The sequence below is a fragment of the Streptomyces sp. NPDC044033 genome, assembly GCF_056434425.1.
The window spans coordinates 1-11619 of record NZ_JBWKFF010000005.1 but is presented as its reverse complement, the minus strand read 5'-3'; the positions used below and the strand labels follow the sequence as shown (position 1 = coordinate 11619).

General features: G+C 68.0%; 10 protein-coding genes and 2 pseudogenes. 6 read left to right on the top strand and 6 right to left on the bottom strand.

Annotated elements, in window-relative coordinates; translation table 11 throughout:
- Nucleotides 1-11 precede the first annotated feature (11 nt).
- Together AC07AB_RS11225 and AC07AB_RS11220 are read right to left on the bottom strand one after the other, a co-directional pair.
- The gene (locus AC07AB_RS11225; protein ID WP_478564674.1) at nt 12-356 is read right to left on the bottom strand and encodes a CHAT domain-containing protein; all 345 of its coding nucleotides are present in this window, start codon (nt 354-356) and stop codon (nt 12-14) included.
- A gap of 113 nt (nt 357-469) precedes the next feature.
- Nucleotides 470-904 carry a hypothetical protein gene (locus AC07AB_RS11220; RefSeq protein WP_478563661.1) on the bottom strand — a complete coding sequence of 145 codons (435 nt, stop codon included), beginning with the start codon at nt 902-904 and terminating at the stop codon, nt 470-472.
- A 1159-nt stretch (nt 905-2063) separates the two neighbouring features.
- Here AC07AB_RS11220 and AC07AB_RS11215 point away from each other — a divergent pair.
- Entirely contained in the window at nt 2064-2876 is an 813-nt protein-coding gene (locus tag AC07AB_RS11215; protein WP_478563658.1) for a CHAT domain-containing protein, read from the top strand.
- A 48-nt stretch (nt 2877-2924) separates the two neighbouring features.
- Here the strand turns inward: AC07AB_RS11215 and AC07AB_RS11210 are convergent, their stop codons facing one another.
- The 4 genes from AC07AB_RS11210 to AC07AB_RS11195 form a co-directional block, all read right to left on the bottom strand.
- A complete protein-coding gene (locus tag AC07AB_RS11210; protein WP_478563655.1) occupies nt 2925-4676 on the bottom strand; it encodes a CATRA conflict system CASPASE/TPR repeat-associated protein in 1752 nt (583 codons plus the stop codon).
- The gene (locus AC07AB_RS11205; protein WP_478563652.1) at nt 4642-5025 is read right to left on the bottom strand and encodes a CATRA system-associated protein; all 384 of its coding nucleotides are present in this window, start codon (nt 5023-5025) and stop codon (nt 4642-4644) included. Before AC07AB_RS11205 ends, AC07AB_RS11210 begins: the two co-directional genes overlap by 35 nt.
- 839 nt (nt 5026-5864) lie before the next feature.
- Nucleotides 5865-6422 (bottom strand): Pycsar system effector family protein, encoded by a 558-nt coding sequence (locus AC07AB_RS11200; protein ID WP_478563649.1) that lies wholly within the window; start codon nt 6420-6422, stop codon nt 5865-5867.
- A gap of 968 nt (nt 6423-7390) precedes the next feature.
- Nucleotides 7391-7807, bottom strand: coding sequence for an RDD family protein (locus AC07AB_RS11195; RefSeq protein ID WP_478563646.1), 417 nt, complete (start codon nt 7805-7807; stop codon nt 7391-7393).
- A gap of 569 nt (nt 7808-8376) precedes the next feature.
- Between AC07AB_RS11195 and AC07AB_RS11190 the strand changes: the two are divergent.
- From AC07AB_RS11190 to AC07AB_RS11170, 5 genes and pseudogenes are all read left to right on the top strand, one after another.
- Nucleotides 8377-8616: pseudogene (locus AC07AB_RS11190) on the top strand (transposase); the annotation flags it as partial.
- Nucleotides 8617-8712: 96 nt separating this feature from the next.
- A pseudogene (locus tag AC07AB_RS11185) lies at nt 8713-8874 on the top strand (IS5/IS1182 family transposase); the annotation flags it as partial.
- A gap of 73 nt (nt 8875-8947) precedes the next feature.
- Nucleotides 8948-9766, top strand: coding sequence for an IS5 family transposase (locus AC07AB_RS11180; protein WP_478563643.1), 819 nt, complete (start codon nt 8948-8950; stop codon nt 9764-9766).
- Nucleotides 9767-9819: 53 nt separating this feature from the next.
- Nucleotides 9820-11103, top strand: coding sequence for an IS30 family transposase (locus AC07AB_RS11175; protein ID WP_478563642.1), 1284 nt, complete (start codon nt 9820-9822; stop codon nt 11101-11103).
- A gap of 272 nt (nt 11104-11375) precedes the next feature.
- Nucleotides 11376-11619: transposase (locus AC07AB_RS11170; RefSeq protein ID WP_478563640.1), on the top strand; the 244-nt coding region annotated here is incomplete at its 3' end.

The window sequence follows — 11619 nt, the reverse complement described above, 5'->3', positions numbered from 1 at the left end:
GGCCCCCTCGGTCACGCGCCCAGATGGATGTAGCAGGCCCGCGCCCTCGGGCCCTGCGGATACCGTGCGCGGATCGCCGTCACCGCGTGATGCAGTGCCTCGGACACCCGGTCCGCGTCCGTTTGTCCCTCGCTGAGCAGTCCGGCGTACACCAGGTCGACGAGTCTGGGAGTGACCGGATCGATGGTGGGCCACAGTGTGGCGATCATGTGGCGGTAGCCGATCACTTGCATGGCGGCGGCCAGGTGTACGGATTCCTCCGTCAGGAGCACGCTGCCCGCTGACGTCTGACAGGCCGGCAGGAAGGCCAGTTCGATGCAGGTCAACCACAGGTTGACCAGTTCGGCGATCGTCAGGGGAGGCTGCTGTCAGTCCCAGAGGAACAGCAGGCTCTCCGCGGGGTTCTCGCCGTTCTGAGCCGCATGGCAGACGAGGTGTACTCAGGGAAAAACGGGCAGGTATGTTCCATTCAAACAGCCTCGTCGAGGACCTCTTCGGCCCCGGTCAGCTCGAAGCTGAGACGCAGTGCCATACCGAGCGCGGACTTGTGGAAGGCGCGGTCGGCGCGTTGAGCAGTGGTGTCGTGCGCCGCGGTACGACCGGCTCGCACGGCCTCGTCGAGGTCCTGCCGGCCCGCTGTGCGCTCGTACCGGGCCTGGAGAACCGTCGCCAGGTTGGCCAGGTACAGCGTCCGGTCGGGGTGATCGTCGGGGGTGTGCTCGACCGCACCGTGTGTGACACGGACCGCCTCGTCCAAGTCACCGATGGAACCGCCGTGTTCATGCCCGGCCAGCAGTGCGAGTCCGAGATTGGACAGGTACATCGCAGCATCCGGGCCGTCGTCCCGCACGGCCTCGACGGCGGCCCGGGAGGCGCGGACGGCCTCGCCCGGATCGGCGGCCAAGCCGCCGCGCTCGTACCGCCAACCCGTGCGTGGCGGCCCAGCTGCGTTTCGAGGGGTCCGGGGCCGCGTCCGACCTTGACCTGTCCGTGACCACTGGACGTGGGGCCGTTCGGAAGTGCCGGTCCAACCGCCAGGGGCTGGCCGGGCGCCTGTCCAACCTCGGCGCGGCGCTGCTGCGGGCACGGTTCCGGCTGCGCCGGGATCCCGCCGACGCGCAGGAGTCCGCAACGGTCTTCCGGCAGGCCCTGGACAGGAGCCCCGCCGATCAGCCGCAGCATGCGGTGTTCCTGTCCAATCTCGGCGGAGTCCTGTACGAGCACGCCGCCCTTGGTGGCCCGCCGGCATCGGCGGGCCTCGGGGTCCGTGCGGTGAGCGCCTTCCGGGAGGCGGCCGAGACGCCCACCGCGCGGACCCGGGTGCGGGTGGCGACCAGCACCGCCTGGGGGCGTGTCGCGGCCGAGCTCGGCGGCTGGGAAGCCGCGGTCGAGGGTCTCGAGCTGGCTGTCGGGCAGCTCGGCCTGCGCGCGCCCCGGGAACTGGGCAGGGAGGATCAGGAGCGGGAGCTGGCCGAGCACACCGCGCTCGCCTCCGACGCCGCGGCCTGCGCCGTCCGCCTCGGTGACCTCCGACGGGCAGTGACCCTGCTGGAGCACGGACGCGGCGTCCTGCTCGGGCAGGCGCTGGACGCCCGCGCCGATCTCACGGGCCTGCGCCGCCGCGACGCCGGACTGACCAACCGTTTCTACGAGGTGTGCCGCCGCCTGGACAGCCCGGCGCCCGACCTGGGTAGTGCGGGTGACGTTCGGGCGTGCAGGGAGATGGCCGACGCGTTCGACACGGCGCTGCGGGCGATCTGTGCGCTGCGGGGCTTCGAGACCTTCCTCGCCCCGCCCGTCTTCGGCGAGTTGGTGCCGCCGCCGGGTACCGGGCCCGCGATCCTGGTCAACCTGAGCGAACTGGGCTCGGACGCCCTGATCGTCCACAGTGACCGTCCGTCCCGCGTTCCGTTGCCGCTCGCGACACCGCAAGCGGTCCGCGCCCAGGTGTCCGCCCCCTCACCGCCCTGGAGGCCATCGCAGAAGGAGACGCTCCCGGCCGCGACGCGCGGGAGCGGGAGGAGCGGCGGGTCCTGGGTGTACTCGGCTGGCCGTGGGACGCGGTGGCCGGCCCGGTCCTGCGCCACCTCGATGATCCCGCGACCGCTGATCCCGGCCGGCGGCCCCGTGTCTGGTGGATCCCCACGGGTCTGCGGTCCTTCCTGCCGTGGCACGCCGCGAGGGCCCGTCCGTGGACACGGACGCGTACCTGCACGAGGGCGGAGCACTCGACCGTGTGGCGTCCTCCTACAGCCCGACCCTGCGCAGCCTGTCGTTCCGCGCGTCGTCCGCAAGCGCCGGGAGACGATTGGCTGCTGGTCATCTCCGTGGCGAGCGGGCCTGGCCAGTCCGTACTGCCCGCCACCCGCCGGGAAGCCGCACGTCTCGACCAACTGCCGGTGACCACGACGCCGTTGTACCAGGAGGCGGCCTCGCGGAGCCGGGCCCTCGCCGCTCTGGCGGACCGCAGCTGGGCGCACTTCGCGTGTCACGCCACCACCGACACCGCCTACCCGTCGCGCAGCACCCTGGTTCTGCACGACCACGACACCGCGCCACTGCGAGTGGCGGACATCGTCGCGGCACGACCGGCCGACGCCAAGGTCGTCTACCTGCCGGCCTGTTCGACCGCGCAGGGTGCGGCGCCACTCCCGGACGAGGGCATCCACGTCACCTCGGCGTTCCATACGGCGGGCTACCGGCATGTGGTGGGAACGCTGTGGCCCGTCGACGACCACCCGGCCGGCCGGATCACCCGTGACTTCTACCATGAGGTCCGCACCGCTGGGGGACTCACCGCCGAGGCGTCCGCGGCCGCACTGCACACGGCGGTGCACCGTGCGCGGCAGCGAATGCCCAGCCACCCGAGCGTATAGGCCGCACACGTCCACGTCGGCGCCTGACGTCCGGCGGCGCCCCGGACGTCATTGCGGGACCCACAGCCGGGCGTACTGCCGGAACTCCTTGACCTCGACCAGGCGCCGCTCGAACTGCCGCGCGTCCAGCCCCGGATATCCCTCACCGACGACGTACTCGTACAACTGATCGGAGACCAGCACGGCAAGGTCGGCGTCAGGGTGGTCGTCCAGGGCACCGCGCAGTACCGGGTTGTTCAGCAGGCGGCTCACCACCACGATCGTGAGCCCGGCGAAGCCGAGCGCGGCGAGACCGACCGGCCCAAAGGCGGTGGCCATGCGCAGCCGCATACGGTCGCGGTAGCGGGCATTGTCCGCCACAAGGCTTTCCTGCCAGGAGCGGAGCAACCTGGGAAGCGCCCGGTGCAGTTCCACGCCCACCGGAAGGAAGACGTTCATCCCGTCCCCGGTCTCCTGACGGTCGGTCTCGTCCAGGCGATGGCCCAGGTCGTGGAGAACCTCCCGCACCAGGGCGGCGAGTCGCTCCTGCGCGCTCTCCTTCTCGGGGGAGGCACGACTGCTGTAGTCCTCAATGTCCACCGCAAAGCCCATACGCTGGCTGATGCGCTTTGACGCCGACACTCCCCGATGTGCGATAGCCGGGGACTCGGGCCGGCGAGCGCGCTCCGCAGCGGGTGGAGCGGGCAGGTCCAGCCGTGCCCGCTCCGTATCGGTGGGCCGTTGCTGGGCGAGTCGGCCGAACTCCCGGGCCGCCTCGCGCGCTGCCTCCAAATACTCGGCGTCGTCTCCCAGTTGACTGACCAGCCACTCGGCGAGCCGCCGGTCGCTGGGGAATGGCTCGGCGAGCGCCTCGGTCATGTTGCCCACGGCGATCTCCACGGTGCGCCGCATGGTGCGTACGTCCCTCGTGGCGGACGTCAGGTCGGCCTGACCCAGCCGCAGCCTGGCGAGGGCGACGGGGTCGGTCGAGTCTCGCTCCAGCGTGGATCGCACTTGGGCGACATGGTCGTTCACCCCGTCGATGAGGTGCCTGAACTGCTCGACGTCATTCCGTACCCGGGCCTGGTAGCGGAGTTTCGCCGCGTGCATCAGATAGCGGGCCAGCGGCGGCATGGCCGGATCGCCCTGACTGAAGGTCCAGGCGCTCAGCTCGGCATCCTGGTCCTCAGGGGCGAGCACGACGACGCGCCGCGCCGCCTGCTCGTCGTCCGGCGACACCTCCCACACGGCGAATCCGTCATTGGTGGCCCAGCCCCGCTGCCACCAGTACGGGGCGTGGTCAGTGCCGGGCAGTACCGCCCGCACCTCGTGGGCTGTCGAATCGAGAGGCGGGGCCGGCCGCCCCGCGTACTTCGCCTGACAGACGCGTACGACGCCGAGCAGCGCGTCCGTACCGCCCGCGGCCAGTTCGTCCCACCACCGGTCGAACTCGACCCAGCCGGGGGGCGACGCCGAGCCGATGCGCAGGCGGCGGGAGGGGGTGTCCAACGGGGTTGCGAACACCATCGACAGGTTCACCACGTCGTGCTCGCGGCGCACGATGGCCTGGTAGTTGCCTGCCCGGTCCTCGATCGCCGCCACGGGCCGTCCCGGCCTCAGCGCGTCGGCCTCGGGCGGCAGCACGGTCGGCAGGCCGACGTTCGGGATCTCGTCGACCATACCCAGACCGTCTCGGCATTGGTCCCAGATGTCGCGGATCTGCCGGTAGGCGGCCTTGGCATACGGCCCGTCGGTCGGCGCGTAGACGTGGACGACGAGTTCCTGGTCAGTCAGCGGGCGTACCGGCTCCGTCGCCGTCACCTCCCGGGCCGTCCGTGGAGGCGTCGGCCCGCTCCCCCTGCCGTGGCTGCTCCTGCTGCCGACCGAGCGCGTGCACCAGGTGGTTAGCCCGGTCCCGGGTCTGCTCCGGTACCGGGATCAACGGCTTGGTTCCGATCCTGGTGATCCGCACCGGCCCGGTCAGTTCCAGCTCGGCGGTGGCCTCGCGCAGCGCGTCGCCGTCCCCCTGGGCGAGGGCGTCGGCGAGCGAGCCGACAATCGATTCGACCCGTTCCCAGCGCTGCGGCGCGAGTTCCCATTCGAGCAGGTCCTGCAAGACGTCGACAGCGTCGCTACGCGCCTCGTCGTCGATCGGAACCTCACCGGACATGTACGCCCCCACCGCCGAACGCGTCGGCGTTCGCTCACTGTAGCTTTCTCATGAAGCTGTGTCCGCGTGTCCGCTTCGTCACAACTCTCCCCGCTCCACTCGGTGATGGCGCCCCCGCACCCACCACGACGAAGGCAGCCCAGGTCCCGCGTCCACGGTGCGCCGCGTGTCGGGCCTCGCACTCTCGACGAGCGGCTGATCACTCCTGCCCTCAGCATGCGTGGTGAGCGGCCGTCAACAGGTTCCGGACTCCGTCCCCCGCCACTTCTCCCGTGTACTCGCGGGTCCGTCCCGTACGGTCCACCACTCCACCTCCCCCTGAGTTCCTTCTGTCCCGCCCCGGTCAGCCGTCACCGACCAGAACGAAGGGCTCCCAGTGGGAGGGATCTCCGGCGTAGCAAGCGCCGCCGCACGGGCCCTCCGGTCGCCCGCCTCGGCGGCCAGTTCGGCGACCTGCCTGAACACCTCCTCCGCGTCGGCGTCGCGTTCCATCCACTGCAACGCGACGCCGAGGCTCTGGCACAGATCCACCCGGTCCGCCGCAGAACCCAGGCGGGCGGCGGCATCGAGCCCCAGACAGCTCACGTCGGTCGTGGCCCCCCGTCATGGACCGCCACTCAGGAACGGCAGCAGCTGCCGGACGACGTCCAGGACGCCTTCGTCGTTCCGGCCGGGCGAAACCAGAGCAGTGCCTCCTGCCGCTCGTCGTCGGGGCGGCCAGCCTGGTCAGTGCGTCAAACATCCGCGGCAGCGTGTCCAGTTCCGGGGATCCGGCCTTATGTTCCGGCGTGTCGTTCACGCGCGCTCCCCCTCCAAGCTGCTTCGCGCCGAGAACACGGCTACCCCACCGTCTCGGCCGCACCGAGAACCGCCGCCACCGCCACCGCCGTCAGGGCGATCAGCAGCAGTCCGATGCTGCGGCCGACCCAGCGGTACTTGCGGCGGGCCACGAGCGCGTTGGCCCAGATCTGGTCGGCGACAGCGGTCACCAATGCCTCCTCGTCACGCAGCAACTCGTTTAACCGGTCGTGGTAGTCGGCGTGGCTCGCGTCGTACTCGCGGGCTATGTGGTCGTAGAACAACAGGCTGGTGGGCACGGTGCCGCCGGAGAGCCGCTGCCGGGGCCACAGCACCAGACCCGCGGTGAGCCCGGCCGCCACCGTGCAGGCGGCGGAGACCGCCGCCGCGGCGGCGAACCAGGGCGAGCGGCCGTCGCCACTGGCGACCAAGCTGTACAGGACGCCGCCGATCACTCCGGACGCCGCCAGGGACGTGGCGGCCTTGGTCTCCGCATGTTTGGTCCAGTCCCGGATGACGTCCAGGATCCGCCAGGCGTTCTCCGATCCCGGCTGCCGGCGCTCTACGGCCGTGGACGTCGTACGTACTCGTGCCATCATTCGGGTCCCCTCCTCGAATCGGCTCCAGAGATCCGACCAGGAGATCCGGAGCGTGATTGTCCGCCCCGGTGACTGACGTCGCCGACTCCCCCGGCTACGCCCTCCCCCCTCTCGAGGCAGGTGCGCACGCCCTACCTATCGTTTCCAGCACATGCCGGATTCATACCCTTCGAGATATGTGGGGTGCGAGCTTGGTCCACTCTGACGGACACTATTGGGCTGGTGGTCAGGCTGTGAGTGCGGTCTCGGATTCGGCGGGACTGTGGCAAGCGAGACTGCTGTGCAGACGGTGCAAGTAGTACCAACCTTTGATGAAACGAAGATCCCGGTGCGGGCGGTGGCTCGCCTGGGCCAGGTGGCGGTGTGGCGCAACTCCCGCTTCATGGTGGCGAAGAACGACTCAGCGAGCGCGTGGATATTCACCGTCGAACGCGCTCGTTTCCCTCGATGACGATGGACGTGCGCGGCTGATCCAACCGTTTCATCCCCACTGCCACGCCACCTTCGACACCGGCGCACCATTGAGAACCTCACGCACCGCCCGGTACCGGCGCCCCGCCTTCCACTGGCCGCCAAAAGCGACCATCTCCGCGTCATCAGCCACACCAACCAACAGCGTCAGCCGACCGGCGTCAATGATGACCAGGAACCGTCACGGTACTGGTGAAGCCACAGCGTCAAGGATGTCCTGGAGCCCCACACCGACAACGCAGGTTACCTTCACACCAGGGTTGGTCGGCGGTGCCGCGGCAGCGCCCAGTCCATGGTGCCGCGCCGAAGGTGATGAGGGCCGCTGCCGCGGCCACTCGGCCCTATACACGCCTGGGGCGCCTCTTCGGTCCGCCTTCGCTGCCCACGAAATTCTCCGTCCGAGTTGTGAGCAACCTGGGAAGTATCAGAGGAGCCAACTGCCCTTCCGGCGCCTCGGTAACTACCGTTCTGAACGGCCACTAATCCCTCAAATCCCCTCACGCCGCGATCACGATCGCGCGAACGATGGAATCGCAATAAGTCTGCCGTTTGCGATCCCACAGGGGGCGCAGCAACCCAAGCACCAGGAGGGTGTCTGGGATCTGCAGGATAGTCCGTAGAAGAGATCGCGAAAAACCGATAGGGAGATGGGTCGACTCGTCTACGACACGAATATGGAACCGTCTCCTCCCCTTGGACTGTCCAGTCTCTCCAATTTGATAAACCATCAGGATAAATCCACCAGCATTCACAATCAGTCCTACCAGGCCGATTAGTTGAACCACCTGATGCGATCCACCTAGACTCAATATTGCTGACACGGTTGTCCACACGGGAGAGTATAAGGCCGTAAAGGACTCGTACAGTCGGGTTGCGGCGCGCGAGCCCCAGCTCGCATACTGCAGAGGGGGCATCAGCGGGAGCGGGGGCCACGGCGGCCCTGGCGGATAGTTCATTTTTCACATCCGTGACGGATAGGGTGCTGCCTGAATCATCTGGCAGTACCGAAGCCGCGTCCAGACCCTGCACAAGATCCAGATACATATCTCACTGCGATCTCGATAAAGTCTACCCAAGGGTTTACTGCCGGTAACTTTCCGATTTCAGATTCCTTGCGAGGCTGGTAATGACGGCCAATATTCCGCCTCGCCATGATGTTCATGAGGGGTCCATTTTCGGTGATTGTTGCAGTCGCGATGCAGGCTGGCACTCTCGTTCGTCGGCCATCGCAAAACTTCTCCACAGCTCACCAAGAGGTCACTTTCATCCCTAATGCGACGATAGTTCCACTATTGCACCCGTCGATGAACTGGTGCGGGTGGGGCCGCCGGGGTGGTCCTGCTTTCTGAAGCGGACGATGTGACCTCTGGGGGGTGAGTCCGCTTACGCCTGTCTCATTCCAGGACGCCTGGATCTGTTCCGTGTTCTCCCAGGAAGGATGCACGCCTGGGCGCACGCCCCCGACCGGCGGTACGTCCAGGACATGGCCGACCTTCATGCGTATCCGAGTGATCTGTCCGATGCCCGTTGGGAATTGATGGAGCCGGTCCTGTCCGCCTGGCGCTTCGAACGTCGCGGCCGGGCCCTGGACTTCGGCCGGCCGCCCGAGCACGACCTGCGCGAGATCATGAACGCGATCCTGTACGTGGACCGCACGGGGATGCAGTGGCGCTATACGCCGCATGATTTCCCGCATTGGAACACGGAGCCCTTTTCAAGATGGCGTTGCTGACCGCGAGTTGGACTGTCCTGCGCAACGATGAAGCTCCTGGTAGACGGGTTCTCGACCAAGATCACCCGTGTCTGCCAGGAGCTTCGCGTGCTTGTCTACCCGTCCTCGTTTGACCTGTCCAGCCGCACCTTACGGTTCCTGACCGGGCAACTGACAGCCCGGCGGCAGAAGATCGGAACGCGGTGGCGGCGTCTTCCTGACGGACGTCAGGCCCTGCTCACCCTGGCCCACCTGCGGTGCGGTGACACTTAGGAGCCCTTGCAGAAAGATCTTGGTGTGGCACGGTGGGTGGGGAAGGTGATCTCGTTCCTCAGGGGTGAGGATGACCCGGCCGAAACCGTGGGAGGTCGGTGACGAGCTGTGGGCGCTCATCGAGCCGTTGCTGCCCCGGCACCCACGCCGGTACCGGTATCCGGGCCGCGAGCGCATCGACGACCGCAGAACGCTGCAGGGCGTCCTCTTCGTTCTGTACACCGGCATCCAGTGGGAGGACTTGCCGCAGGAGTTGGGCTTCGGTTCGGGCCCGACCTGCTGGCGCCGCCTGGCCGAGTGGCAGGCGGCCGGCGTGTGGGAGCAACTTCAGCAGGTTCTCCTGGACCGGCTGCGGGCGGCGGACCGTCTGGACTTCTCCCGCGCCACCGTCGACGCCTCGCATGTGCAGGCCAAGCGGGGGCGAAGCCGCCCAAAAGTCGGACCGAGCCCGGTTGACCGGGGACGGCCGGGCTCCAAGCACCACGTGCTCACCGACGGCAACGGCATTGTGCTGCGGGTGTCGCTGACCGGCGGCCACCGCAACGACGTGACGCAGCTCCTACCGCTGGTCGACGCCGTGCCGTACATCCGCGGCCGGCGCGGACGGCCACGGCGCAGGCCCCGGGCTCTGTATGCCGACCGCGGATACGACCACGACGTCTACCGCCGGCGCCTGCGGGAGCGCAGCATCACACCGAACATCGCACGCCGGGGCGAACCTCACGGATCAGGACTGGGCCGCGTCCGCTGGGTCGCCGAAGCCGCCATCGCCCACCTCCACGGCCCCCGCCGGCTGCGAACCCGCTGGGAGACACGGGACGACATCCACGACGCCTTCCCCCAACTCGCCCACTGCATGATCCTCACCCGCAGACTCCCAGCTTTCTGACAAGGACTCCTTACGCCCAGCTCGCCGCCGGGTTCGGCATCGGGATCGCGACCGTGTACCGCTACATACGTGAAGCCGTCGAGGCCCTGGCTGCCCTCGCTCCGTCCCTGGCCGAGGCGATGAAGACGATCCGAGCGAAGCTTAGATTCAACCGGTCAGAACAACAGTGCTGGTTGAGGGCGGGTTACGTGGCGAGGTTGGGTCGGCCGGGGATGTCGGACGAGATGAAGGCCGACTTGTGGCGGCGGTGGAGGGCCGGGGAGTCGATCAGCGTCGTCTCGAGACAGATCGGCAAACCACCCGGCTCGGTGTTCACCGTCCTCAAGCACCACGGAGGAATCGCTCCCGCGCCCCGCAAGGCGCGTGCTGGAAGCCTGGCCTTGGGCGAGCGGGAAGAGATCTCACGCGGGCTCTGTGCCGGCCATTCCTACCGGGCGATCGCCGGCCTGCTGGGGCGTGCGGTGTCGACGATCAGCCGTGAAGTCGGCAACAACGGCGGACGCGACGTATACCGGGCAATCGCTGCGCAGGAACAGGCACTTGACCGCGCCCGGCGCCCGAAACAGTGCCTGCTCGCCGCCAGACCGGCGCTCAGGCAGACGGTACTGACACTGCTCTGCGAGGAGTGGTCACCCGAGCAGATAGTCGGCCACCTCCGTCGTTATCACGGCAATGACCCGGCGATGGAGATCAGCCACGAGACGATCTACCGGTCGGTCTACACCACCCGGTGGAAAGTGATCCCCCGCGAGGTCTGCAAACGCCTTCGCACCGGCCGCCCGATCCGGAAGAACAAGCGACACACGGTGAAGGGGCAATGGCGCTCGCAGATCACCGATGCCCGGCCGATCGAGGAGCGGCCCCAGGCCGCGGAGGACCGCAGCGAGCCTGGGCACCTGGAAGGCGATCTGGTGATCGGCTCGAACAACAGCCAGGTCGCCACACTGGTCGACCGCAAGACGCGGTTCCTCACGGTCGTGAAACTCGCCAGCCGCCACACCAACGTGGTCGTTCCAGCCCTGGCCGAGACATACACGCGCATGGACTCCCGACTACGCGGCACGCTGACCTGGGATCGCGGCATGGAACTGGCAGCACACAAGCGTCTCAGCACTGACACCGGCGTCGACGTGTTCTTCGCAGCTCCGCGCAGCCCCTGGCAGCGCGGCACCAACGAGAACACCAACAAGCTGCTCCGGCAGTACCTGCCCAAAGGGACGAACCTCTCGACGTTCAGCCAGGGCGACCTTGATGCCATCGCGGCGAAACTCAACAACCGCCCCCGCAAGTGCCTGGGATTCCGCACCCCGGCAGAGAGTGTTGCCTTGACCGGTTGAATCTAAGTAGCTGTTGTCGTTCCGATCTTGAGGGGTGTGCGTCGAACGGGAGTCTCGATCGGGTGATCGCCGCTGGTCGCGGGCATGAAGGCAGGGCCTCTTGGTAGCTCGGGGTTGCGAAGCCAACCGAGATCCAGGAGACCCTGTTGCCGCAGTTCTACGTGCTCACGCCAGTGGAGTCCAACTCGCCTGCCTCGTCGTGTGTTTGTGTCGCTCACCGGTTCGGAAACGCGGCCGATCACCCAGAGCGTGTTCGGCGGTATCCGTCGGACATGACGGACGAGGAGTGGGCCGTGGTCCGGCCGCTACTGCCGGTGCCGGCCTGGCTGCGAGGCCGGGGAGGGCAGCCGGAGGCGTACTGCCACCGGGCGATACACGATGCGATCCGCTACCTGGTCGACAACGGGATCAAGTGGCGGGCGATGCCCGGCGACTTCCCACCGTGGGACCGGGCTTATGCGTTCTTCCGCCGCTGGCGCGACCACGGCCTGGTGAAGGAGTTCCACGACCGGCTGC